Source organism: Stieleria bergensis, assembly GCA_007745635.1.
Taxonomy (GTDB): Bacteria; Planctomycetota; Planctomycetia; order Pirellulales; family Pirellulaceae; genus Stieleria; species Stieleria bergensis.
This window is the reverse complement of the sequence record CP036272.1, coordinates 3,338,650-3,363,173: the sequence shown is the minus strand read 5'-3', so window position 1 is coordinate 3,363,173 and position 24,524 is coordinate 3,338,650. Positions and strand designations below refer to the sequence as shown.

Genomic DNA, 24,524 nt, shown 5'->3' with positions numbered 1-24,524 from the left:
GCACCCTTGCTAGACGGGGACGCACCCTTGCTAGACGGGGACGCACCCTTGCTAGACGGGGACGCACCCTTGCTAGACGGGGACGCACCCTTGCTAGACGGGGACGCACCCTTGCTAGACTGGGGCAGTGAATCGTTGACACTCAGTGCGTTGTCTCCCAAGCCGAGTTGGTCCAAGGTATTGGGCATGGATTCGCAGTGAAGCCCATGGTGGTGGGGCGAGAGTCAAGAAAGAAATGAAAAGCAGCAATGGGATGAAGCGATGGGTGCGGGCTTTTACGACTGGTACGTCGCGGAGGTATTAAGGCCGCCTGAAAGTGCAAAGGAAACCGCACCGCCGATCACAGCAGCGGTCACACAACTTCTTCTGCCAGGTCTCGACTGGCAACCAGAATCGACTGGCAATTATTTCGCCGACTCGTTCTAATCAGTCCTTCCACGTCGCAACACGAAAGCGACAAACTTCAACGCACGATCTATCCCGGCACACCCCGTGCCCGGATAGATCGCATTTCGTTATCTGTTGTTGGAATTTCTTCGTCATTGGAGTGTTCTATGTTGCGCATTACCACCGCCCTCCTGCTCCTCTGCTTTGTCGCCGAGTCTCGGGCGCAAGACAAGGCCCGAATGGCGACCGGGGAACATTCGCTGATTGCAACATTCGACGAGCAAGACCCTCGCCGGAATTTCTTCCACGACGTAAAGGTTCACTCCAGATCAGAACGGCTCACCCTGGTTGTGCTGGACGATATCGCAAAGAAAGAAGAAAAAGCTGATTCGAAGCCAGCGAAAGGCGGCTTCGGCGATCCATCGGAAGATGGCACAGCGAAGTGGCCCGCCCGACCACTGGGACAAAGTCCTTGGCTTTCCACTCAGCGAAAGCTTAATGGGACTGTCGATGCTGAAGGAAGGATCCGTTTCGGGGGCACCACCACTCGTGATGGCAAGCTCGTCTCCCTTCATTTTGTTGGTCGCTCGTCATTTGCTGGTGCAGCTGGAAAAGTTTTTCTTTTGTCGGCGAAAGAGCCCGTCGTGGAGGGAACGTGGAAACTCAATCATCCATTCACCGATGGTGGCCTGATCCCTGGCTTCAACGGTGCGAGCAACCCCATCGGGAGATAGAAGCCACCGACGAAGCAGATCACAGAGCAATGCACTCGGAACCGCGAAGCCGATCTGTTTCAGAGTGGACAATCAACCGTCGCGCCCGGTGATTGCGGGCATTATTCGCTTTTGCGGATGCACATTTATCGCCACCGCTCGGCGCACAAACGATGCGATGTCCGAGGTCCCGGATCGGGAACGCTAATTATCACTAATCGATTAGGTCTGATTCGAGCGCATTCGTGTTCTGCGATTGCCTGCATTCGCTTCTGACGCTGAGGAATTGATCCACCGACCAGCGCCGACCATGACTCGACGATTCAAGCGCTGCACCGAAGGCACGAAGTCGAGGTTCGCGTGTAGGGTGAATCCCACGGCTCGGCGCACAAACGATGCGATGTCCGAGGTCCCGGATCAGGAACGCTAATTGTCACTAATCGATTAGGTCTGATTCGTGCGCATTAGTGTTGTGCGTGTGCTGCGATTGCCTGCATTCGCGTTTGACGCTGAGGAATTGATCGACCGAGACGCGTCGACACCAACGCTGAAACCCAGGCTGCTGAATGCAACGCCCGCTGGCCCATTGAAATTTGAATCGGGTACACTGGGAACGTCCGGCCAGCGCCGACGGTGACTCGACGAACCAAGCACAGCAGCGAAGGCGAGGTTCTCGTGAATTCAAATCATTCGCGTGCCACGGTGAATGCAGTCGTGATTCAGCCAAATGATCGGCAAACAAAAGCCAGGAATTGGTGACGCAGATAATGTGCAATGTGGGCTTTTATTGGCAGAGGATAGACCGACATGAACACCGAAAATTCGCGAGGGTCATTTTTGAAATTTTCAATACGTGACTTGATCACCGTGGCGACGTTCGTCGGCATCTCTTTAGCTCTTGTCATCAGTCGCTTCGACGTACGAGCATTGAAAACCGAGCTTAAAATGTTGTCTTCGGAACCATCTTTGAAAGTTCCTTTTAGTGATCCAACCAACACGAGTTACGCTGGGAGATTCTCGATGACGTCGGTGGGTGAATTTTACCCCAAGAACTATCTCTTTGATGCAAAACCAAGTGTGGCATACGAACTGATTGACTCTGATGGAACCAAAGTCTACGGTGGCGCGGTCCCGATTGATGTTAAATCCAAAATCTTTACGCTCAGAATTTCCCCGGCGTCTGAGTTGGACGGAGGGCTGTACGCTGTCAAGTTGATTGCGCTCGATGGCGATCAGGAATTGGTGGAGCAGTTCAGCGTTATTCGCATAACTGATTGAATCCAGTCCTCAGGTCTGACGTGCAATCGAATTACTGAAAATCCTAGCCACACAACCAATGAACGTCCCACGCGAGAACCACTGCGGGAAAAGGGGGTTGTTCAAATTCCAAACGAATGGGACTTCTGATCTTTTCCTGATCCCCAATTGAAAATATCGAAACGATCGTTGCTGAAATGATTCACTCCTTTTTGGGATTGGCAAACGCTGGATCACATTCGAAGTGGCTGTTCACTCGTTCCGGCAGGCTTACAGACGTTCGCCGACTAAACTGCGTCACAGAAAATCGTCTCCGAGTCTTCTCCTAACGGTAACCGCTAGCCATGTGGATGCACGCAACCTGCTACCTTGAGTTCAACACTCCGGTGGCAACTCCATTCTTGTTCATGCTGCGACCGCGCAGTGGGTGGCAGCAGTGGGTCAGTCGCGAACAGTACGTTCTAACGCCCAGCGTGCCGGTGGTCGAATTCACCGACACATTTGGGAATCTTTGCCAACGTTTAGTGGCGCCAGCTGGAAGGTTCTCGGTGCACACGTCGGTTGATATCGAAACTGCCGAAGCCTCTGATACAGCAGCGGGGGCTCACTTTGTTGAGGTACAGCAGTTGCCTGACGACACGCTTCCGTTTCTGCTGCCAAGTCGCTTCTGCGAAGCGGATCGTTTCAGCGAGATGGCGGCGTCCATTGTTACGGGCTGGGCGCCGGGGTACGACCAATGCACCGCAATTGTCGATTACATTCGCCAGACGAAGCGGTATGCACCCGGGACAGGGCAGGAGATAAACAGCGCGTGCGAAGTTAACGAGAGGCATCAGGCTGTCTGCCGAGACATGGCGCATTTAGGCATTGCCTGTTGTCGTGCGCTTTCGATTCCGGCGCGAATGGTCGTGGGATATTTCGAGCACCTGCAACCGATGGACCTGCACGCTTGGTTCGAGGCCTATGTCGGAGGGCGGTGGTACACGTTTGATCCAACACAAGGGGACCATCAAGGTGGACGTGTGGCGATCGCCTATGGTCGAGATGCGGCTGACGTCGCCATCTACACCCAATTCGGCGACCCGGTAGAATTGCTTCGCATGGATGTGGCAGTCGAGCGAATGGATGAACCGTCCTACTGAGATTGTTACGCATCAAATCCGCGAACCAAACAATGCACCGGGCGGCGCGGTGCTTTTCGTTGGACAATCTCTCGTCGCCGCCCGTTGATCTCCGGTCGCTATTCGTAAGAAGAACTAACGCATGAAAGCCAAAGAACAGTTTTCAATTCGACACCTGCTGCTCTCTACCCTGGTGGTCGCATTCCTCGTAGCAACGCCGATGAGTGCTCACCGGGTGGTGTTACCGCGTCTTGGGGCGGGGATCGCATGGATTGCGTACAATGGCTTGGTTCTGGCAACGGTCGCCTATCCGCTCTGGCATTTCAGCGGACGTGGATTGGTCGTACCAAGCATCGCCCTGTTGTTTTTCGTTGTCAACTTTGGTCCAGAAGTCGCCACGGTCGGTGACTTCCTTATCACGGGCAACAATGACGCTACTGGCTCCTGGCTTGCTGAGCGGGGACTCGACTACGATCCGTTGCTGAGTATCCCGTGTTGGTGCTCGATTGCAAGCAGCGGATAACAAGGCGGTGGTGCGTTCAAGTCAGTAGAGAGTCATTCCCCGCGGCCCGCATATCACAACCGCCGTCCGGCTAAACAGCACACTCACTTCGATTCAAAAGGACTCCCATGGCTGACGAAATCAAGATTCAGGAAATTGTAGAGTTTCTCCTTAAACATGGTGACGGATACGATGCAGACGAAGCTCGTGAGGCAGCCAAACAGTCGATCGAAGAAGGGCAACCCGTCGTCGAGACGATGTGCCTACAGATGCTCGCGGAACATGTCTTGGCCAGAATCCATGACCCGTCGTGGATCATTTCACGCGCCAACGAACCTGACTGTGAAGACTCAGAACTACTCAAACGATTGCTTGACTCTGGTGCATCAGCCGCTGATCTCGCACTCTTTGCCAGAATGTCACAACGGGAGTACTTAAGCAACTTGGGCTGTATTCTGGATGGCGCTGGCCTCTACGACACTCCGAGCTTGCCACACGAAGAATTTCGCATCTTCGCCGTAAACGATGAAGATCAACCAACAGCCATGATTGATGAACTTCACGAATCGCTGGGCTTTTCAGGTTTGGAAACCGAAATGGAGCTTTCTCGTCAAGCTGAACGGGACTCCGATAACGCCGGATCATAAAGAATGCACTGGACTCGCGAAGCCTGGCGTATTCAAATAGAAAATCACTTGACGCGCCCCAGTGACTTTAGACGTTAGGCCAATGAAAGACATTACGACGAATCCCTACCGTTCGTCTTCATCTGCCCCGCAAGGACGACACCGACCGCTGGCGTGATTCCCGGCATGTTGAGAGGTAGCGGTCGGCGTGTTGGCGGCATTCGCATTTTGGCTTGAATTGAAATTCAGGCGACACGAGAGCCGCGACTGCGAAACTGAGTGTAACGTTCGAAGGTGACCTTCACGATGCCGACAACCGCCAGAGCCATGACGTTCACAGGTGCGCGGTTTATGAAGTGGGAGATCTTTTGTTCGTCCCCCGTGAGTCGGACCGTGAGTTGGACCAAACGCAAAAAGTCTATCCGTAGAATGAGAGTCAAGATGGAATCATTTCGCACACGACGTTTTCGATGGCTCCTCGCTGCAGCCATCGTTCTGGCGTGCACGCCTTTGCCGAGTTTGATTAGTTCTGCCGCAACGCGGAACCAGGCGAGTTCTCTTACCATTTCTACGCTGCTCGTCTTGGACACCGATCACGAGAAGATCGTGAAGTACACGGTGCAGAGTGATGAGAGCTTCTATGCCACCGTCGATCATGGACAGGGGCACACAGCGGCTGCATCAGGCTTCGACAGCAAGACAAAGAAGCACTACGTCGGGATTACCGTACTCCTTGACCACATTGACTCGCGCCAGTGTGTGAAGGAGTTGCTGCGTGTTGGAAACGTAGGAGGACCTTCAGTCATGCCGGTTCTCGAAAATGACTCGTTGGTCAAAGAAGCCAAGATTTTCCGTCCTGAAGGCAACTATTCATTTGATCAAGCAGTTCACCTGCTAAAGTGGAACGATCGTCGTTACCAGTAAACTGTCGAGCGTTAGATAACGCGCTGACGCGTGCGGAAAGCAGTTCAGTTGGGAGGGTCCCATCTGCAACCTAACAGCGCCATGATCACGGAGTACTTAACAGCGCCGCTCCTGTCCCAAAACTATTCTGTTTGCACCCGGTGAACTTGGACGTTCGCTGGACGAGGTCACCGTAACATTGATGCCACCCACACGAGGAAGACGAATGATCAGCCGTGCTTTGATCGCCACGTTGTGCTTGGTCATCGCCGGATTGATGGCATCGTGGTTTGTCGCTGGCGCACTCGTCGCTCCTAGCCCTCGTGAAATCGGCGATCCACCACGCGACTTGAACGCAACTGCGTTCATCGTGAACAGCGATTCTGGTTCAAAGATTTCAGGCTGGCATACTCAACCCGATTCGAGCCACGGAGTGATCGTGTTGCTCCACGGCATACGGGGTTCGCGATTGTCGATGTTGGATCGCGCACGGATGCTTCATCATGCGGGATATGCGACAGTGATGATCGACCTCCAGGCACACGGTGAGAGCTCTGGGGACGCAATCACGGCCGGATACCTGGAACAACACGACGTTCGGGCCGCTGTGAAATTCGCGCGACATCAACACCCGCTGAGCCCATCGGCGTGATTGGCGTTTCGCTCGGCGGCGCGGCGGCTCTGCTGGCGTCCCCTTTGGACATCGACGCTCTCGTGCTGGAATCGGTCTATTTGGATATTCATCACGCCATCCACAATCGTGTCACCGCAAAACTTGGCCGGCTCTCATCGATTCCCGCTTCGCTGCTACTCATGCAACTCCAACCTCGTCTTGGTATTTCGCCGACAGAGCTTCGCCCCATCGACCACATGCCTCACATCGAATGTCCGGTCTACGTTGTATCCGGAGCGGAGGACCAACACACCACCGAATCGGAAACGCAAGCAATGTTTTCCGCTGCATCAGATCCCAAACAGCTTTGGTTGGTCGATGATGCTGCACATGTGGACCTGTTGCGTATCGATTCAATTGAATACCAACAACGGATTGTCGGTTTTCTGGACCGCCACCTCCGCAACGATAACAATGAGGCTGGCAAGCCATCCGATGCAAGCGAGCAGCAAAGTCGGGAGTTTTGAGTTCGATGATCCACCGTCGCCGCTGGCTAATTGCTACCGCTCGTCAGATCAAGACTTGCGTGAGCGAAAGACGCGTGGTCGAGGTCTTGGCTGGCTTCTTGGAAGGACTTGATTCATGCAGTGATCCAGGTTGCTTGCTGCGACGGATCTCGTTGGTGGGAAACGTGCGTGGTCGATTATGACCACGAAAGAGACGAATGACGCGAAAGAGTTCATGCAGGTGTTGAGTCTTGCTTGGTGCACACATTTTCCCTGTCTATGGCTCGATTGGCTTTGCCTTCAATCTTGTTGATCTGAGAAACTACAGACGCTTGGTCGCAAGATAGAGGTCTGATGAGGATCAACTCGATCACCGTTGGAAATGAAACGTCGAAGGGCAGAGGCATCTTCGGGTGCTGCTTTTTTCCCTTCGATGTTTTCGCGATGCCCATGAATTTCGGCCATTGTGCCCGATCTTACCGACAGCAAGCCGCAACACGGTATTAACCACCGAGCAAGAAATTCCAATTCCCGTCAAACCAAAACAAACTGGCTCGCAAGCATTCAAGCTTCTCCGGCAGAATAAGAGTTGAAACACAGCGGAAGCGTCCCAACCGATTGTCATCGTACTCGCAATCTTCACGGGTGTTGCTTGAGCCGTCGCTCCTTTGCTAAACTGGCAAAGGGCAATCACGACGCGAAAGAAGTCCCCAGTCAACGGCGGTAGAAGCGTTACGAAGTGACGCAACGGAATTGGGTGGTGCTTGCTTCGACGATGAAGCCGTTTCGATGGTTCGGCTTCCCCACGCCGTCCGCTCTGAAAACTCATCCATTTTGCAATCTGTGGCACAGTGCCGAGGCCTTCGAAACGGAGGCGATCTCGGTGCTGGCCCAAACGATCAATTTAACATGACAAACTCCCAAGCACGACGACTCGCCTGCGTGGTTGCTGCGACACTTTTGGCAGCAACAGCCATTTTTGCTTTCATGCTACTGCGGGGTCCATCGGGCAGGGAGTTGAAAACGGGAAAAATCGAAACCGCCGCCCTCGGCACGACGATCTATCACCTCCAGGATGGATGGCTGATTAAGGGGCTAGAAGCGGAGCTTGGCACAACTGGGACCAAGACCTGGTTGATCCTGGTTGCGAACAGAGAGTATGGAACTCGCTTCGATGTGGTTCCCGGTGGAGTGGAATGGAAATCCGACGACACCGCATGGGCCCTATCGACCAAAGGCCAACTTCGCGAGGCAAGCACCGAAAAGGCGTGGTGGGTAACGGGTGTGAATGTCACTGCCCCGCGTACGACGACCGGCATGTTGATGGACAATGACTTGTTAGCAGCGGTGAAGCGTGCTCCTTCGGAATACAGCGTCTACGACCTCTATGAACTGCGCGGTCCGAAGGTGGAGCGTCCCACTCGCTAATAGCACAGCGTGCATTTGCGACCCTCTTTACTGCGGCCATTACGTGTCATCGGGCCAAAGGCAGTTGCAAGTGAATGAGGCTGGTGGCGTCGTGCTTTCGCGTTCGTCTCGTTCATCGTTGTTTTAGTCTCTGGCCTGACCTGCGTGAGTGGAAAGGTTGGGTTATTTGTGACGGAGGTCAGTGTGGTGAATTGGTTGGGCTTTTTGTTCAACCCCTTTGGAGCAGTTGGCGGTGTTTGTCAGATTGACCAAAGTGCGCTGCGATCATCTTAGCATTGCTGTGAAACAGCTTCTGCGCTCGGACAATGCGAACTGAAGTGAAGCGATCATGCGGCGAGTGGTTCCGGGCTGAGATCAAGCCGCTGAGATCAAGCCGAGGTACAATGGATTCCGTTGACGCGACCTGACGCAAGGTAGTTGCTGCCGCCGCTTTGCGGATGGGATTTGAGCGATCTGGTTGCAGGACTGTTACAACCGCTTTTGCCGTGATTGGATGCGTCGATATCTGTTGCCAATTGGAATCCCCTTTGAGACAATGGGGCAGTGCACATGGATCACGTGCATCGTCGCCGCGATTCTTGAGCCTGCGTTCAACGTTTCCGAGACACAACGCTGTTTCCACCGCGACGGATTGATGACTGAGCTTCTCCGAACTCTCTCCCACGACACGCGATGAAACGAATTGCCAACCTTTTTGAAGTGGCGGTGATTCTCTCGCTCCTCTCCGTTCTGGCCGGACTGCTAGGCAAATATCATCACCTCCTTGATCTTGGGGCCCATCTGCGACTTCAAGCGACCGTCACGTTACTTATCTCGGGACTCGCTCTTCGTTGGCTCAAGCGGCCTAAGTACTCCAAAGCGGCACTATTCTTTGGCGTCGCTTTCTCGCTGTTGCTAGGGCCCTATTTCAGCTTCAGCTCAACCACGAGCGAGCAACAACATCGACTGTTCCTGATGAATGTTCTCACAAGCAATGCTCGAAAGGCGGAGGTGATATCTCTGATTGAAGGAACCAACCCCGATTTCGCGATCTTGCTGGAAACCGACGCGACGTGGATCGAACAGCTTGATGAGGCGTTGCTGGCAGAGTGGCCACATCACATACACATCGCTCGCTCCGATAATTTCGGCATTGCACTCTACAGCAAACTCCCGTTTTCATCGTGCGACACCATCGATTACTCGACGAGCGTTCCGACGCCTTCGATTCGCGCTAGTTTCCAGACCCACAAAGGCCTGCTACGGGTCATCGCAACGCACTCACTGCCACCGATGAACTCCGTATCGTTCACTGCTCGCAACGAACTATTCGCTGAACTTGCGAAAGATGTCAGGCAGCATGGGGCCGACACCACAATCGTTGCTGGTGATTTCAATTGCACGCCGTGGTCACCGTGGTTCAAGACGCTGTGCGCAGAATCGACACTTCACAATTCCATGCGTGGCCAGGGCTTAGGCATCTCCTGGACGCCATTCGGATTCCGAATTCTGGGCATTCCGATTGACCACGTTTTGGTAGGTCGTATGATCAATGTCACCCGAAGGCATGTCGGTGACGTTGCTGGATCAGATCATCGGCCAGTCACCGTGGACTTTTCGATCGTTCAAACACCAGCGGCATCATTCTGATTTCCACGGGGCTGAATGGTACAGACTGCATGGGACGGACTTCGGCCATTTGTTCTCAATGCGTTTTTGTTGCATTTACTCCTGGTCGATGATCTGACACCGTTGTACCGAGACAAACAAATCACTGGAGAGTCGAGATGCGATTTCGCTTGCTACTTCGTAGGCTTTTTACAGGTGCCATTTCGATGTGCATGCTTGTTCTGCAGGACGTTCCCGCAACTTCAGCGGAACCAGAACTTCCATTCCTTCAAGTCGGAAAAGACTACCACATAGGATTTCCCAAGGACCGCAGCCCCTTTGTGTACTCAACGAGCGGTATCACCGAGTCGTATGAGAAACGCCCAGATGGCACCAAGGCCAACAGGCGGCCAGCGCAATGGAGCATGAATGTTACGCTGGACATTTTTCACGTCACCCAACTGTCCGCAGGTTCGTGGATACTGGTGGAACACCCTGCATCCCCCAAAGACTACGCGTTGTGGGTTGGAAAACATCGCGCTGCTCTACGGTTGACGAATGCCGACAATCTGGACGCCGAGTCGTTGGCAATCAGCAAAACGTATGCTTCGAAGGAGATTAGAACCACGCAAACATGGATCAATCTAGACCATGCTGTCACCATCAAGCCCGTGTCAAAAGAGTCACTTAACATGACGACGCAATAGGCGGCGTCACGGTTAGGTGAACCAGCGGGACCATTCCAGGCTAACCAGAGTGTGCTGGTTGCCGCTGGGCTATGGTGTGCCAAGCGCTAGCGACTGTGACTGTCGTGCTTGGCAAAGATCATCTTGCCTGCATTGGTCTGCAGTGTGCTTGTCACCTGCACAGGCAAGTCTTGACCGATCCGGTTACGACCACCTTCGACGACCACCATGGTTCCGTCGTCCAGGTAACCCACGCCTTGATCTTGGCCTTCACCGGCTTTGATGATCTTGACCTTGAACTCTTCGCCGGGCAGATAGACAGGCCGCAAGGAGTTGCTGATTTCGTTAAGGTTGATCACCGGGACATTATGCAGCCTGGCGACTTTATTCAGGTTGTAGTCGCCGGTGACGACCTTTCCTTCCAGGTGTTTGGCCAGCAGAACTAGCTTCAAGTCGACCGTCTGACCGGCGAACTCGGGAAGATCGCGATCGAAGATCATCAGATCAACGTTTGCATCGGCGCGCATTCGATTGAGAATGTCCAAGCCACGTCGACCACGAACGCGGCGCAACTTGTCGCTGCTATCCGCAATGGCTTGGAGCTCGGTGAGGGCAAAACGAGGCATGATCAGCTGATTGTCAAACACACCGGTGTTCACCAGGTCAGCGATTCGTCCGTCGATCACCACGCTGGTATCCAGTACCAAGGGCTTGAAGCCTTTGACTTCGCGAACAAATTCAACGTACGGAATCAGGAACCGAAAATCATCTCTCGTCTGCACCAGGACGCTGACACAGATGTAGCAGAGCACCATGCCGATGATCAGCTTGACCGATTCACCAAGCAGCTGCGACGACGAGAACGATGGCGCAATGGCAATCCAAAGAATCCCGGTCAGGAGCACTCCGATCAAAACGCCAAAGTAGATGGCGGAGATCAGGTCAATCCGTTTCTGCGGAACAAAGATGTCAGCCAGGATGACCGTCAGCGCTGTCCCGATGATGCCAAACATGATGACAAAGGGGTCCAGCGGCGGATCGGGAGGAAGGGATTCGTTGATGATCCACGAAACCCCACCAGCGCACAACAGGAAAATGATTCGTAAGAGGACTAGTTCCATCAAATCCGGTGGGGTTAATGGTTCGTCAAAGTGATTACGATCTGCCGTAGGACTGCAATTGTACAGATCATTGATGGTGGAGAATGTAGTCGACGCACCAAAGTGGGCAACATCAAACGAAGTCCACTGAGAACAGAATGTACCCGCCAATCTTGCGAAATCTACGTCCCAATACTCAGGGGATCTGCCACTTTGCAAGCCTAGCTTGTCGCTAAAAGAAACCGCCGACTTTGCAGGTGAATTTGCGCGTCAAGCGATTGGTCGTGATTCCTTCAACAGCCGCGAACAACGGACAGGCGATCCACATAATTGGAACGTCAATTGCAGAGAGCCAAACTGCTTTTGTACGTGCAGATCGTAAGAGAGGTTCATACGGAGTGCCGCCCTGGGCGCGCAAACGACAAAACCTGTAGAAAAGACAATGGCAGCCGCAACGACATGCCACCAACCACTGGCGAATCAACGTCAGCATCGGGATTCAAAGAAGCCAAAGGTCTGGCGGCGGCCCCACGGAACCAACCCCAGCGGTGGTTCCGCTGACTCATCGACAGTGACGGCAACCGGTCACGCTTGTGACCGAGCAAGAACCACGCAGCGCGAACTTACTTTCCGAGCATCTCAAGTGCTTTCTGCAACGACCCCACCGAAGCATTGGCTGCATCGAGTGCGGCTTTTGCGCCCCCGATCTTTCCTTGAGCATCCTTCATTGTTGCTTCAGCAGCCGGACGGGCTGCCGTCAGTTTGGCTGCATCCGCCTTCGCTTTTGCGATCGCAGCTTGCTGGGCACTGATCGCTGCTTTCTGCTGTTCAAGTTGTTTTGTCTGGGCCTCCAACTGGCTTCGAAGTGCGGCCAAGGACTTCTCCAGACCAGCCACGGTCGTCTGGCTCTTTTGAGCTTCGACTTGTTTCTGTTGCATCACACCATTGGCGGCTTTGACTGCGTTATCAATGTCAGTGACGGCTTTACTGGCCGCTGCGGAGGCTGCCGCCAGTTGATCCACGCTTGCTTTGGCTTTGACAGCGGTTGCCTGAGCGGCAACGAGTTTCTGTTTGAGCTGATCACGACGAGCTTGCAAGGACGGCGGATTCGACTTCAGAGCGACGACGACCTTGGGATCATCTGTCGAGGCGTTGAAGATCGCGCCGTTCCAGTCACCGAAGATGATGCGTTTGCCATCGTGGGACAGAGCGACTTCCAAAGCGTCTTCCGTACAGTTCGTGAACTCCTTGAGCAATTTCCCATCGGCAGCCCAAAGTTTGGCTCGATTATCAACCCCTGCGGTTGCGAGGCGGCCTTGGTGATCAAAGCAAACACTGGTCGCGCCACCACCGTGAGCACTGATCGAGCGAATGGCTTTGCCGCCATTCATCTCCCACAGTTTAACGGTTCCATCAGCACTGGCACTGGCCAGAACATTTGAATCATCACGCCAGGCGAGCTTATAGATTGCGCCTTTGTGACCAATCAGATTGAGATACAAGCGACCTGTCTCGGCTTCCCAAACGCAGAGTCCACCGGAACGATCCGCAGAGGCTACGAGGACTCCGTCGGGACTGTAGGCAACCGAATAGATCCAATCGGTGTGTTTCTTGATATCAAACAATCGCTCACCGGTGGGGATATCGTAGATCCGCAGCATCTTCTGCGGTCCCCCCAGAGCAATGTTTGACATGGATTCGTTGACATCGGCACCGAAGACCACATCAAATTCGTCGCCAACACTTCCGACACGGTTACCGGTCTTCACGTCATAGATCGCCACGATTCCGCTTGCCGAGTGCTCGCCACCACCGGCAATGAGATACGAGCCGTCGCGACTGAAACGCAAATCCTGTGCAACACCTTCTGGGAAAGGAATGACACCCAGCAGTTCTGAAGTATCAGTGTGATACAAGACGATCTGATTTTGTCCGGCCACGGCAACAACCGGCGCCCAAGGGCTGGCGGCGATCGCAGTAACAGCCGCAGGCCGCGAAGTTTCGGTAACGGTCTCCAGAGAAACCGACTCAGGCATTGCCACTGGGCCTTCAGGTTTACCGCCTCCAGTCGGAGTGTATGTCAACGGGTTGGCAGCTTTCTTCTTAACTTTGGACCCCGAGTTCTCCAGGATACCGCCTTCGATCCACGAGCGGATGATTGCCAACTTGTCAGCTGGCATTTTGTCAGCTTTGGGAGGCATAACGGGAGTGTCATCGTGGTTGACCAACTGCCACAATCGACTGCCTTCAGCGTCGCCGTCATCAAACACGACTTCGCCGCTACCGCCGCCTTCCATTGTGGAACCGAAGGTATCCAGGGCGAGGCCACCTTTCTTTTCACCTTGGTGATGGCAATTGAGACAATACTGCCTAAATACGGGCAGTACATCGTCTTCGAAAGTCACCTTCTTAACAGCTTCATCGGCAGCCGAAACAATAGAGTCTTGAGTCAAGACACCTGCAAACAGAATCAGAAGTGGGACACAGGCTGGACGCAAATTCATGGTCATTCGTCGATCAAGGGGCGATCTGCGGTGAGGGGGTGGAGAACTTCGTTCACGGCAGACAAAAGGCTGGCAACAATGACCGCAACAACGCGTGTTTGTTGCGGGACTATTCAATTGGACTGGGGCAGCAATCAGTGGTTGAAGACAAACTCGCGGGAGTTCAAGACAGCCCAGAAAATGTCTTCCAACGCTGCAACTTTATCTTCCGCTTCGGTCACTTGCTTCATCAAATCAGCGCTTTCTTTCTCGTTGGGTTTACGAGCTAGGCAACGCATGTAAATCCGATCAAGCACCTGTTGCTCGGTGAGCGATTCCTTTTGCATCCAGTTCCGGACCTTGGCACCTTGAGCAACTTTGTTACTGATACTGGTACCATTCAACAGGTGCAGAGCCTGGGAAAGCGATGGATCGGTACGGGCTTCGCAATCGCAAACGGTATCACGGGGAGCGCGGCCAAAGGTGGTCAAGAAGTAGTTACTGGTTCGGCCATCGGCGATTTGAACGGCGCGAGCGCCAAGGGGCAGACCGGTGAATTTGTCAGGTGCTTCGGTAACTTGGCAAATGCAATCCAGCAAGCTTTCCGCAGGAATCCGGCGAACGACGGCGTGAGCATAGTTCCGCGAATCATGCGCGTTTGAATCGTTCACATCGGCGGTCCGCTGGTACGCGTTACTATTGCAGATGTCTCGAACCAGGCTTCGGAAGTCGTACTTGTATTCAATCAGTTTTTCCCCCAGGGTATCGAACAGTTCTGGGTTACTGGCAGGATTACTCACGCGAATGTCATCCACTGGATCAACGATACCGACGCCCATGTAGTGCGCCCAAACGCGGTTGGCGATACTGGTGGCGAAGAACGGGTTGTCAGGCGATGTCAACCAATTGGCGACCACTTCACGACGATCCTTGCCGCGAGTTTCCGGTGCGTCGCCACCTAGGAAGGTCGGCGGTTGTGGCTTCTTGGTCACAATGTGGTTGGTTTCACCCGAGTCACGGTTGTAAACAATCCGCTCTCGATAATCCTCCGCCCCCTTGCGTCCCACTTGTGTAAAGAAGGAGGCAAAGCCGTAGTAGTCATCCATCGTCCAGCGATCGAACGGATGGTTGTGGCACTGAGCACACTGGGTTCGAATGCCCATGAACACTTGAGCAACGTTTTCGGAGGTTTTGAGCGTGTCGCGTTCGATTTCATAAAAGTTTGTTGCCGGTTGCCCAAAGGTACCGCCAGTGCTGGTCAACAGATCGCGAACCATCTGGTCGATTGGCACGTTGCGAGCAAAGTTATCGGTCAACCAATTTGAATACAGGAACGCGGACTTATAGCTGACCTGGTTGCTGCTCTTGATCATCAGCAGTTGAGCAAATTTCATCGCCCAGATCTCACTGAACTCTTTGCGTTCCAGCAAGCGATCGATCAGCTGAGCGCGTTTATCGGCAGACGCGTCACTGACAAATGCTTCGACCTCTTCGACACTGGGCAGCATGCCGGTGATATCAACCGTGGCGCGACGAATGAATTCGGCGTCAGTGCAAAGTCCACTGGGAGTGATGCGAAGCTGTTGAAGCTTTTTCCCAACCAACACATCGATATAATTTCCGTTGACAGGTTGAGGTTGGTACTGGAGATCTTTGGGGAGGGCCAGAACTTGGCTTCCCACCGTGTGCGTGTCGAAGCGTGCCATGACGAACGCTTCACCTCGCCGGCCTGCAGTCACGTTTCCTTCGTTATCAATCGCGGCGGTGCCGGAATTATTGGATGTAAAGGCAGCGAGCCGAGTCACATCTCGCGTTGAACCATCACTGTAAGTGGCGACGGCGACAAAGCGTTGCTTGGTTCCATCGCCTTCGATGACGGCTTGTGAAGGATAGATCGCAACGGAGTCAACTGTTGGTGGTGGAGTTGGGTCCTTCGGAGCCCCATCGGCAAGCCATTCCAACATCATGGCGTAGTACTCGCTGTCCTCTCCGAACAACTTGCCACCGGTATGCTGTACCGTTCCGATCGATTTCTTGATCAGCAGACTTTCGGTTGGAACGGCTAAGTTGATTCGACGAACACCGATCTCACGCGTGATGCGAAAATGGTCTCCTTCGGGATCAAAGCCAAACAGGCTCAAGCGAAACCCGTCTTTCCCACGCGCTGCACCGTGGCACGACCCAGTGTTGCAACCGGCACGTGTCAGAACAGGCATCACATCGTTGGTGAAACTGATTGGCGGTTTGGTGGTCGCACTGCCCACAACCACTGGGATTGACACTCGCTTGCCATCCAAGTCGGCATGCAGTTCGGTTTGTCCATCGGCGAGTGGGAACAGTTGAAAGCCATCCAATTTGACTTTGCTGGCATCGCCGACCGACCACTTGACCCGTGAACTGGCGTCTTCGGTGATGCCATCGGGACGCTGAATCACGGCAACGAATGACTGAAAGTCACGGGCTGAGTTCAGCTTGATTTCTGGTGGATACACAGACAACTGGTTCTCAGTTGCTGGTGTCTCATCTGCATGTGCACTCGATGGGCCTACCAGCGAGTGGCATTGACAGATGCCAGCGAAGGCGGCCAAGAACAACAGTGATCTACTAAGGCAGTCTTTCATTTTCAAACTACGGGTTGCTAGGAATCCGTTCGGTTCGTCCGATCAGTTGAATCAATGGGAAGCAAACTCGTTATGCCACATTGGATAATCGAGTCGATCAAAAACGTGCAGCAAACGCCGGCGGGAACCGGGCTTGCTAAACAAACTTGCAAGCGGATTACTCTTGCTTTTTCATTTGCCGTAATTGCTCCAGTCGGCTCAGTGGCTTTGGAGCAGCCGGTTTGGGAGCCGCTTTGGGCTTTGTTTTTTCTTCTTTGGGTTTTTCAACCTTCGGCGGCAAAGGCTTGTCGATGCGTAGCTCGCCAACACCGTTGGTTTGCATGATGACTTCATCGCCCACCGTCACACGCGTTCGAATGCTTAATGTCTTGTGTAATCCAACACGGGCGTCTTTGGCAATCTTCAATGGGAAGCTAACGCTCTCGGCACCAGCCGGGACTGGTTGCTTGACTGCGTCGCTGGTGACGCCAGCGGGCAGGCCAACCAATTCGGCTTCCGCCGCACCGGGAAGGTCGCGGTTAATGGTCAACGGCACCGCGACGGTGACCTCGGTGTCCAATTCTCCGGCCGACTTGGGAAAGGTGTATGAGAACAACGAATCCTGAACTTCCAGCATGATCGGGTTGGTAGCGATCTGAGCTTGTCCAGTCGACGAGTTGTATGTGGCAAGCAAGATCAAGGGCCAAGTTCCAATCCCAGCGCCACCATTGGCAGTGATTGGAATGGCAGCTTCTGTTTTCCCTTTGTCGATGTAGCGACTGTTATTGATGGCGACCCCTGGTGGGTTGTACAGCGTTCTCAGGGTGACGCGTTCGTCAAAGCCTTCGTTCTTTTTGATTCGCACAATCAAACTTTTGCTGCCGTTCCGGACGATCGGCGTTTTAGGCTGAACCATTTCAATGGTGAACGGTGCCGCGTCGGTCACTGCCGCTGCAGCTCGCTCGGTACGATGAGTAAACATAGCTCGTTGGTTTTGTCCCAAGACCAAGTTGTGAGTTTGGCTCAGACGACCACCAACCAATGGGCTCTTTTCGTCACCTTTAGCGGTCATGCTGTACAACGAAGCGTTATGTTTCGCATCGGCCGCAGCCGTCAACAGCACGGGAACTTCTGGTCGGCCAGGAGGCATTGGAAACGTGGTTGCGGTAACGCCTTCCGGCAAACCGTCCAGTGATAGATTGACTTCGCCGTTGTAGCGATCGCGAGCAGCGGTCACGACGATTGCCATCGAACCACCGACGGGAACGGCTGTTCGTTCGGTTTCGTTACGTCGCAGTTGCTTCAGAGTCAGTTTCACGTGAGGCTGAGGCATCGTGACTTCGATGCGGTATTGATGCAAACGGCTGCCTCCACGCAAGTGATCATAGATCCGCACGGTGTGCTTGCCGTCTTCTGCGGCGGTAAACTCGACCGCCGGGTCGATCTTGCCCCCACTGTCGTCACCACTGACCAGCGTTGCGGCCTTGGGATTGTAGACATTGATGACTGGATCCAACGGTGATCGCAGCGAGTGACGGGCAAAGACCTCAACGCGATACCGAGTTCCTTTTTTGCACTCGAACGAGAAACAATCAAAGTCACCGGGCTTTTCGATCATGCCGCAGTAAGCACCTGGGACGGGCACGACGGGAGCTTTGCGGCGATCGTCGTTTGGCTCCTGCTCCAAGGCGACAGGCAACTCGTTCACACGCACCCAGTTAGGCGACGGGCTAACGCCGGAAGCGGTCTGTGTGGCCAAGCCATGCAGGTAGGTGTTGTCTGCGGGCAGTTCAAAGGTCGTTTCCTGCTCACTCCCGTCTGCCATCAACAGTTTGGCTTTCAGCTGACTGGAGGGTTGACCACCGGCAGGAAAGACAGCCAAGGGCCGTGGGTAGTCGCCGATGTGCAATCGATAAAGCCCCACGGCGCTGCCAAGGAAAGAACTGTCCCGGATCATCACCGTGTACACACCGTCTTTGGGTGCTTTAAACGTGCAGTAACCGTCTTGTTGCAAGAGAGCCGAATCATCGCTGGAAGCGACTTCGAAACGCCCTTCATCCAAGATCGCAATGTAGGGGTCCAGAATGTTCTGGTTGTTCAGCGAATAGGCCAAACGCAGCCCATCGACTTCTACGTTCAGCGTCTGGCCGGCCTTCAGAGCGACCTGAAAGTAGTCAATGTCTTCGCGGGTCACGACACCTTCGATGGTGCAATTGAGATCAATCTTTTGCGGAGCTGCAAAGTCATTGTTTGGTTCGACTTCATTCACAACCGGGATCTGTCCAACGCCTAGCAAACGCAGGTTGGCGATGCCGCTCTTGGTGACCAAACGAATGGGATACAAACCCGGCGTGAGATTTGAATCGGTCCTGAGCTTGACTTCGACCTTGTTGCCACCGATCGGCTTGACTTCCAGGATTTCGATGCCGGGCAAATCGCAAAGCACTTGATGAGCGTCGTCAAGACGGCTACCGGCTAACGTGATCACCGTTTCCTGTCCGCGAACGATGCCGCAGGGAGTGATCTTGGTGACCACAGGCAAGGTCGCAAAAGCATTCCCAGTCGGGAGCAACGCAAGGCCGCAACAGATGGCCATGACGTAACACAGGCGACGCAACATTGATTGGCGGACATCAAGCAGGGGGTTTGTTTTCAAGCTCATCGTTAATCCGATCACGATCATGGGACGGTGCTTAGGATGATTGCATCACGGTACACAAGACGATTGCCAGAGTGACTGGCACATCGCAGTGTCGCACAGCGAGCGAAAAGCCACCAACGATGGCGGATCTGATCAAAGATCGACCATTGCAGCAGCAGGGATAGGTGTGTGCAAGTGGTTTTCGACTGCCAGCGGGAGTTGGCAGCATCGTCAGATTCTAGTCCATCAGGACGGGGAATGAATCTGCCGATGGAAAATCACCAAGTAAGGTGGGAATGGCGTTTGCCATTGTAGTGGTGGGGTGTTTGGGCAAAGCCCCGACAGAAACCAGGTTTCTGCCCGAAAACAACTGGGCCGCTCTGCAGCACCAGCATGGTATTGATTACGGATGCCTGCCAACGTGTGGCAGGCATTCATCTCGGCTGGACCTTCGGGCGTCCCACGCCGCAGTATCGGGCGCCTCACACGTTGGCTTGGGAACCGATAACCGAACGGATCAAACCATCAGCGGTTCGATCAGTTGACCACCGTCGACGATTTCAATCGGACGATCGCCAGGAGCCATCAGTTCCTTGTCAGCAACGATGCCCAGGCAACGGTACATTGTGCAGGCCAAGTCAGCTGGTGACACGGGGTCTTGATCAGGCTCAGAAGCGGTTGAATCGGAGGCACCGTAGATCATGCCACCTTTGATACCACCACCGGCGAGCATCACGCTGAACACCTTCGGCCAGTGATCACGGCCAGCGGTGGCGTTGATTTTGGGGGTACGACCGAATTCACTGCTGACCATCACCAAGGTTTCATCCAGCAGGCCACGCTCGGACAGATCGTCCAGCAGAGCGGACAATGCGACATCAAGCGATGGCATGGTGCTCTTGAAGCTGGAAGTAATGTTATTGTGCATGTCCCAGCCACCGTAGGTCAGTGTGACCAACCGCGTGCCAGCTTCCACCAGGCGGCGAGCCATCAGCAATCGCTGACCGGCTTGATTGCGGCCGTACTTATCACGCAGCTTTGGATCTTCTTTCTCGATGTCAAAGGCCAGCTTTGCTTCTGGAGTGTCTAGCAAGCTGTAAGCTCGCTCGTAGAAGGTGTTCATCGCCCCAACACTGTCGGCCGAACTGGTCGAGACAAACTGGTTGTTGACGGTAGCCAGAGCTTGCTTGCGACGCATAAACCGTTGCTCGTCAACGCCACTGGCAAGATTCAAATCGCGAACCTTGAAGTTGCTTTGCGCTGGATCTGAACCCAGTGCAAATCCGCCGTAGCTGCTGGGCAAGTAGCCCGTGCCGGCGAACTCATTGGGAACGTTGGGAATGCAAACGTAGGGAGGCAGGTTTTTGCGTGGACCGTATTCATGACTGACGACGGCACCGAAGGATGGGTACTTCAGCGCGGGACTCGGCTTGTAACCGGTGAACATGTTGTGCGTGCCCCGTTCGTGAGCCGCTTCACCGTGGGTCATCGAGCGAATGACGCTGAACTTGTCAGCCCGCTTGGCCAACTGGGGAATCGTCTCACTGACCACTTCACCCGTATTGGTCTTGATGGTTCGCATTTCACCGCGATATTCCATCGGGCTATAGGGCTTGGGGTCAAAGCTTTCTTGCTGAGCCATGCCACCAGGGAGATAAACGTGGATCACGCTCTTCGCCTTCGCTTCGACAAAGTCATAGTGTTTTTGCTCAGCCATTGCCTGACGCATTAGAAGCTCTGGCAAGCTTAGGCCAATGCCTCCCAAAGTGCCTGCGGCCAAGAATCCACGGCGACTGAACGGGTTTCCTTTGCAACGCATCTCACGACTCCATCAATGTGGTTAGGTGGTTGAACCAATCAGCTGCAACCTTGCATTTCGCATCGCTAGACGAGCTTGGCGACGACTTCTGATCGGTTGGATTTTGCCCCAGAAAGGGCGGGGGTGGGCAACACAAACCCAACATGGAAGGCTTGTATTGTAGTTGGGGAATGGTGGTAGGGTGTGTGTGGTCCAGCAGCGTCCCGGTGAGCTAACGGGTAGCTTACCGATTGTGCTGGCACAGTATTTTAACCGTTTGACTAGCGCTCAAGCAAGCCAATCGGGGTGCCGTCTGGAGAATTACAAAAATCAATCACTGGGCCCGAAGGAGTTCGAACCGCTGTTTGCTCCCCCCCAGCCAGTATCAATCAATGTACTTGTCTGGAGAAGTTTCGCAACCAGAAAGCACCCTTTTGACAACGCAGACGGAGCAGAGACGAACACAAGAATTGTCAGGGAGCCGCCAGTTTTTCTAAAATCACTGCGGTCGCGTTCCGCATCTTCGGAAAAAAGCCAGAAAACCGGGGCTTTGGCAGAGCGTCCGGCTCAAAACGGGGCGGTAAAAAAGAGGAAGTCTCGACGCTTTTTTTTGGGCCGCCGCAGGCGTGGCAATTTGCCGCGCCCGGTCCTTCAATTTCAGAAAGCCCCCCGATCGGCCCTATTTGCCCATGCAAAACGACAACGGTATCCTAGCGCCTGCCTCGTCTGCATTTGAGGTCGTCGCGTACGACAACGACTTGACTTGCCCCCCAGCCCCATCGCTTGCTGAGAATCTGATGCGCCCCGCTGAAATCATGCGACACCTTGCCGTCGATCGCCTTCTCGTTTCATGGCGATCCCTCCTTAGTTTTCTCTGCGTGCTGTTGTTTGGCAATCCACTGTTAATCGCCCAGACGGCCAGCCGCCCGAACATCATTCTGATCATGGCAGATGACATGGGCTGGAGTGATGTTGGTTGCTACGGCGGTGAAATTGAGACGCCCAACTTGGACAGAATGGCATCACTTGGGATGCGGTTTCGAACGTTCTATAACAATGCGAAGTGCGAACACACACGTGCGTCCCTTTTAACGGGACACTGGTGGACACATGTGGGTGCATCCGCGTCGGTCCATTACAAAGCAGCAACCTTTGGCGAACGATTGCGCACCGCTGGCTACCGAACGCTGATGACTGGCAAGTGGCACGCAGGGCAGACACCCTACCAACGCGGCTTTGACCGTTACTTTGGCCTGACCGATGGCTGTTGCAACTTTTGGAACCCGGGTCATGCGCGCGGGCCTGAACCCGAACCTGCCAAGAAAAAGGTGCGTCGCTGGGCGATCGATGATCAGGAATTCTTACCCTTTACCCCCGAAGATCCGGACTTCTACACAACCGACGCGTTTACCGATCAAGCCATTGGATATCTGAACGAATACAAAGCAGAGACGAAACCATTCCTGCTTTACTTGGCTTACACGGCGCCGCATTACCCGTTGCACGCTAGTCCGGAATACGTTGCCAAGTATCGCGGTCGCTATCAAGACATTGGCTGGGATCTACTCCGAACGCAACGTTTTGCCACGCAACAGACCTTGGGGATTCTGCCGCCCGGCGCGGAGCTCTCACCACGCAACCAGGCAGTGCGTGCTTGGGATCAGGTAGCTGAAAACGAACGAGATTGGTGGGACCTGCGGATGGCGACCTATGCAGCGATGGTTGATCGGATGGACCGGAACATCGGTCGACTGCTAGGTGCGTTAGACGACAACAAACAGTTGGACAACACGGTCATTCTATTCCTTTCGGACAATGGAGCGAGTGCGGATTCCCCCGATCGGTCGACCGTCAAGGGAACCATGCCGTGGGAAGTCACCAGCTATCTAACACAAGGCAAGCCCTGGGCCAACGCTTCGAACACACCGTTTCGCGAATTCAAAACCACCGATTTCGAAGGCGGCACACGGACTCCGCTAATCGCATACTGGCCCGGTAAGATCAAGCCTGGCACCGTGACAGATCGCGTCGGTCACCTGATCGATGTCGTCCCCACCATGCTGGATCTTGCAGGCGTCGAAGAGAACCAACACCTTCCCGGTCGCAGCTTAGTTCCTGCGTTTCTGCAGCAGGGCATGGAGCGAAACTGGCCGTTGTACTGGCAATTCGGAAAGGCGAAAGCCATTCGCGATCAACGCTTCAAACTGGTTGCGATCGGCAAGGGAGCCTGGCAACTGTATGACCTTCAAAGCGATCCTTGTGAGCTAAATGATCTCGCAAGTCAGATGCCGGACCGAGTAGCGGCGATGTCGGCGCAGTGGCAAGACTGGTGGAAAAGCAACCAGCTGATCAATTCGAACGGTGCTGGGAAGGCACGTTAGGCGTGATTCCAGGCACGGGCAACTCCAAGGGGGCCAGCGGAGGTTTCGCAGCGTTGGCTTTCGCATTGTCTTGCGTTGCCGCTGAATTGGCGGAACTGGCTGAGTCAACTTGGTGACCGACTTGGTTCTTCTTCAACTCCACGGACATTTCTTCCACGCAATCGGTTTCGCCCGGCATGCCGGAGTCTTGCAACTGCAAACGCAACTGGCGAAACACTTCGCGACTCCTTTGGAAGGCTTGCACCACTTCTGGATCAAAGTGTTTGCCGGAGCCGTCGTTGATAATCTTCGCGGCCTCTTCATCCGTAAACGCATCCTTGTAGACGCGACGAGTCGTCAAGGCATCATAAACGTCCGCCAGAGCAACGATTCGTGCGGAGAGCGGGATTTCCTGGCCCCTAATACCGAACGGATATCCGCTGCCGTCCCATTTTTCATGGTGGGAAAGGGCGATATCGTGTGCCATGCGTAGGAAACTGGCTTCGGGGCTGCGTTCCATCGCCCCCTTTAAAGTCTCGGCTCCGATCAGTGGGTGTCGCTTGATCAAGTCGAACTCTTCCGGCGTCAGCTTTCCCGCTTTCAGGAGAACATGATCTGGCACACCAACCTTGCCGATGTCATGCAAGGGACTGGTCTGGTAGATCAGGTGAATGTATTGAGGCGTGATGATGTCGCGGAACTTGTCTTCCTTGGCAAGTTCTTCGGCCAGCGTTCGTGTGTAGCACTGGACGCGTTCGATGTGGTGACCGGTATCGGGGTCACGACTCTCGGCAAGTTTAGCGAGCGAAAAGATAAGCGCTTCGCGTGTTTCGAGTTGTAGCACGCGTCGGCCGACGTTCAAACGCGCAATGACCTCTGCAGGATGAAAGGGCTTGCAGATGAAATCATCAGCCCCTACGGTCAGGCCTTGCACACGTTCCTCAACGCGATCCATGCTGGTCAGCAGGATCACGTACACATAACCTGCTGCGTTGCTTTCGCGAATTTTGCGACAAAGCTGCAGTCCATCCATGTTGGGCATTTGCCAATCGGTCACGACCAAACGGATGTCTTGATCGCGGATCTTCTGATAAGCCTCGTCTCCGTCTTCGGCCTCAACCGCCTCGAACCCGGCTCGCTGCACCGCAGCGCTCAGCAAGTGGCGCACGATGCAATCATCGTCAACAATGAGGACTCGGCTGGGCATGTGTTT

Annotated in this window: 20 protein-coding genes; 13 read left to right on the top strand and 7 right to left on the bottom strand. The window is 54.2% G+C overall.

What is annotated here, in order from left to right; all coding sequences use genetic code 11:
• The 9 genes from SV7mr_RS25310 to SV7mr_RS11545 form a co-directional block, all read left to right on the top strand.
• On the top strand, nt 1-201 hold a 201-nt coding region (locus SV7mr_RS25310; RefSeq protein WP_419188413.1), incomplete at its 5' end, for a hypothetical protein.
• A 353-nt stretch (nt 202-554) separates the two neighbouring features.
• Entirely contained in the window at nt 555-1,121 is a 567-nt protein-coding gene (locus tag SV7mr_RS11580; protein ID WP_145272134.1) for a hypothetical protein, read from the top strand.
• A 786-nt stretch (nt 1,122-1,907) separates the two neighbouring features.
• Nucleotides 1,908-2,378, top strand: coding sequence for a hypothetical protein (locus SV7mr_RS11575; protein ID WP_145272132.1), 471 nt, complete (start codon nt 1,908-1,910; stop codon nt 2,376-2,378).
• 323 nt (nt 2,379-2,701) lie between these two features.
• Nucleotides 2,702-3,499 (top strand): transglutaminase domain-containing protein, encoded by a 798-nt coding sequence (locus tag SV7mr_RS11570; RefSeq protein ID WP_145272130.1) that lies wholly within the window; start codon nt 2,702-2,704, stop codon nt 3,497-3,499.
• A 121-nt stretch (nt 3,500-3,620) separates the two neighbouring features.
• Nucleotides 3,621-4,001 (top strand): hypothetical protein, encoded by a 381-nt coding sequence (locus SV7mr_RS11565; RefSeq protein ID WP_145272128.1) that lies wholly within the window; start codon nt 3,621-3,623, stop codon nt 3,999-4,001.
• 107 nt (nt 4,002-4,108) lie between these two features.
• Complete coding sequence (locus SV7mr_RS11560; protein WP_145272126.1) at nt 4,109-4,627, top strand: hypothetical protein; 519 nt, start codon at nt 4,109-4,111, stop codon at nt 4,625-4,627.
• 561 nt (nt 4,628-5,188) lie between these two features.
• Complete coding sequence (locus SV7mr_RS11555; protein ID WP_145272124.1) at nt 5,189-5,530, top strand: hypothetical protein; 342 nt, start codon at nt 5,189-5,191, stop codon at nt 5,528-5,530.
• Between the two features lie 205 nt (nt 5,531-5,735).
• A complete protein-coding gene (locus SV7mr_RS11550) occupies nt 5,736-6,161 on the top strand; it encodes an alpha/beta hydrolase (RefSeq protein WP_145272122.1) in 426 nt (141 codons plus the stop codon).
• Nucleotides 6,158-6,649: an alpha/beta hydrolase gene (locus SV7mr_RS11545; RefSeq protein WP_145272120.1), complete on the top strand. Its 492-nt coding sequence runs from the start codon at nt 6,158-6,160 to the stop codon at nt 6,647-6,649. Before SV7mr_RS11550 ends, SV7mr_RS11545 begins: the two co-directional genes overlap by 4 nt.
• A 43-nt stretch (nt 6,650-6,692) precedes the next feature.
• Here SV7mr_RS11545 and SV7mr_RS11540 read toward each other — a convergent pair whose 3' ends face one another.
• Nucleotides 6,693-6,896, bottom strand: coding sequence for a hypothetical protein (locus SV7mr_RS11540; protein ID WP_145272118.1), 204 nt, complete (start codon nt 6,894-6,896; stop codon nt 6,693-6,695).
• A gap of 641 nt (nt 6,897-7,537) precedes the next feature.
• On the opposite strand from SV7mr_RS11540, the gene SV7mr_RS11535 reads away from it, so the two are divergent.
• From SV7mr_RS11535 to SV7mr_RS11525, 3 genes are all read left to right on the top strand, one after another.
• Entirely contained in the window at nt 7,538-8,056 is a 519-nt protein-coding gene (locus SV7mr_RS11535; RefSeq protein WP_145272116.1) for a hypothetical protein, read from the top strand.
• Between the two features lie 672 nt (nt 8,057-8,728).
• Nucleotides 8,729-9,685, top strand: a complete 957-nt coding sequence (locus tag SV7mr_RS11530) for an endonuclease/exonuclease/phosphatase family protein (RefSeq protein WP_145272114.1) — start codon at nt 8,729-8,731, stop codon at nt 9,683-9,685.
• Nucleotides 9,686-9,870: 185 nt separating this feature from the next.
• On the top strand, nt 9,871-10,350 hold the full coding sequence (locus tag SV7mr_RS11525) for a hypothetical protein (protein ID WP_419188412.1): 480 nt from the start codon (nt 9,871-9,873) through the stop codon (nt 10,348-10,350).
• Nucleotides 10,351-10,436: 86 nt separating this feature from the next.
• Here the strand turns inward: SV7mr_RS11525 and SV7mr_RS11520 are convergent, their stop codons facing one another.
• The 5 genes from SV7mr_RS11520 to SV7mr_RS11500 form a co-directional block, all read right to left on the bottom strand.
• Complete coding sequence (locus SV7mr_RS11520) at nt 10,437-11,450, bottom strand: PIN/TRAM domain-containing protein (protein ID WP_145272110.1); 1,014 nt, start codon at nt 11,448-11,450, stop codon at nt 10,437-10,439.
• Nucleotides 11,451-12,052: 602 nt separating this feature from the next.
• Nucleotides 12,053-13,933 carry a c-type cytochrome domain-containing protein gene (locus SV7mr_RS11515; protein WP_419188411.1) on the bottom strand — a complete coding sequence of 627 codons (1,881 nt, stop codon included), beginning with the start codon at nt 13,931-13,933 and terminating at the stop codon, nt 12,053-12,055.
• Between the two features lie 134 nt (nt 13,934-14,067).
• Nucleotides 14,068-16,533, bottom strand: a complete 2,466-nt coding sequence (locus SV7mr_RS11510) for a DUF1549 and DUF1553 domain-containing protein (protein WP_145272106.1) — start codon at nt 16,531-16,533, stop codon at nt 14,068-14,070.
• Between the two features lie 157 nt (nt 16,534-16,690).
• Nucleotides 16,691-19,174, bottom strand: a complete 2,484-nt coding sequence (locus SV7mr_RS11505; RefSeq protein ID WP_145272104.1) for a pre-peptidase C-terminal domain-containing protein — start codon at nt 19,172-19,174, stop codon at nt 16,691-16,693.
• A 496-nt stretch (nt 19,175-19,670) separates the two neighbouring features.
• The gene (locus SV7mr_RS11500; RefSeq protein WP_145272102.1) at nt 19,671-20,972 is read right to left on the bottom strand and encodes a DUF1501 domain-containing protein; all 1,302 of its coding nucleotides are present in this window, start codon (nt 20,970-20,972) and stop codon (nt 19,671-19,673) included.
• A gap of 668 nt (nt 20,973-21,640) precedes the next feature.
• On the opposite strand from SV7mr_RS11500, the gene SV7mr_RS11495 reads away from it, so the two are divergent.
• Entirely contained in the window at nt 21,641-23,332 is a 1,692-nt protein-coding gene (locus tag SV7mr_RS11495) for an arylsulfatase (RefSeq protein WP_419188409.1), read from the top strand.
• Here the strand turns inward: SV7mr_RS11495 and SV7mr_RS11490 are convergent.
• On the bottom strand, nt 23,301-24,518 hold the full coding sequence (locus SV7mr_RS11490) for an HD domain-containing phosphohydrolase (protein WP_145272100.1): 1,218 nt from the start codon (nt 24,516-24,518) through the stop codon (nt 23,301-23,303). The two genes, SV7mr_RS11495 and SV7mr_RS11490, sit on opposite strands and share 32 nt — an antisense overlap.
• Nucleotides 24,519-24,524 lie beyond the last annotated feature (6 nt).

What these genes read in the sequence shown, in the direction of transcription:
- SV7mr_RS11580 (WP_145272134.1), top strand. Translation starts at nt 555, where the DNA reads ATGTTGCGCATTACCACCGCCCTCCTGCTCCTCTGCTTTGTCGCCGAG.
- SV7mr_RS11575 (WP_145272132.1), top strand. Translation starts at nt 1,908, where the DNA reads ATGAACACCGAAAATTCGCGAGGGTCATTTTTGAAATTTTCAATACGT.
- SV7mr_RS11570 (WP_145272130.1), top strand. Translation starts at nt 2,702, where the DNA reads ATGTGGATGCACGCAACCTGCTACCTTGAGTTCAACACTCCGGTGGCA.
- SV7mr_RS11565 (WP_145272128.1), top strand. Translation starts at nt 3,621, where the DNA reads ATGAAAGCCAAAGAACAGTTTTCAATTCGACACCTGCTGCTCTCTACC.
- SV7mr_RS11560 (WP_145272126.1), top strand. Translation starts at nt 4,109, where the DNA reads ATGGCTGACGAAATCAAGATTCAGGAAATTGTAGAGTTTCTCCTTAAA.
- SV7mr_RS11550 (WP_145272122.1), top strand. Translation starts at nt 5,736, where the DNA reads ATGATCAGCCGTGCTTTGATCGCCACGTTGTGCTTGGTCATCGCCGGA.
- SV7mr_RS11540 (WP_145272118.1), bottom strand. Translation starts at nt 6,896, where the DNA reads ATGTGTGCACCAAGCAAGACTCAACACCTGCATGAACTCTTTCGCGTC.
- SV7mr_RS11535 (WP_145272116.1), top strand. Translation starts at nt 7,538, where the DNA reads ATGACAAACTCCCAAGCACGACGACTCGCCTGCGTGGTTGCTGCGACA.
- SV7mr_RS11530 (WP_145272114.1), top strand. Translation starts at nt 8,729, where the DNA reads ATGAAACGAATTGCCAACCTTTTTGAAGTGGCGGTGATTCTCTCGCTC.
- SV7mr_RS11525 (WP_419188412.1), top strand. Translation starts at nt 9,871, where the DNA reads ATGTGCATGCTTGTTCTGCAGGACGTTCCCGCAACTTCAGCGGAACCA.
- SV7mr_RS11520 (WP_145272110.1), bottom strand. Translation starts at nt 11,450, where the DNA reads ATGGAACTAGTCCTCTTACGAATCATTTTCCTGTTGTGCGCTGGTGGG.
- SV7mr_RS11515 (WP_419188411.1), bottom strand. Translation starts at nt 13,933, where the DNA reads ATGAATTTGCGTCCAGCCTGTGTCCCACTTCTGATTCTGTTTGCAGGT.
- SV7mr_RS11510 (WP_145272106.1), bottom strand. Translation starts at nt 16,533, where the DNA reads ATGAAAGACTGCCTTAGTAGATCACTGTTGTTCTTGGCCGCCTTCGCT.
- SV7mr_RS11505 (WP_145272104.1), bottom strand. Translation starts at nt 19,174, where the DNA reads ATGAGCTTGAAAACAAACCCCCTGCTTGATGTCCGCCAATCAATGTTG.
- SV7mr_RS11500 (WP_145272102.1), bottom strand. Translation starts at nt 20,972, where the DNA reads ATGCGTTGCAAAGGAAACCCGTTCAGTCGCCGTGGATTCTTGGCCGCA.
- SV7mr_RS11495 (WP_419188409.1), top strand. Translation starts at nt 21,641, where the DNA reads ATGCAAAACGACAACGGTATCCTAGCGCCTGCCTCGTCTGCATTTGAG.
- SV7mr_RS11490 (WP_145272100.1), bottom strand. Translation starts at nt 24,518, where the DNA reads ATGCCCAGCCGAGTCCTCATTGTTGACGATGATTGCATCGTGCGCCAC.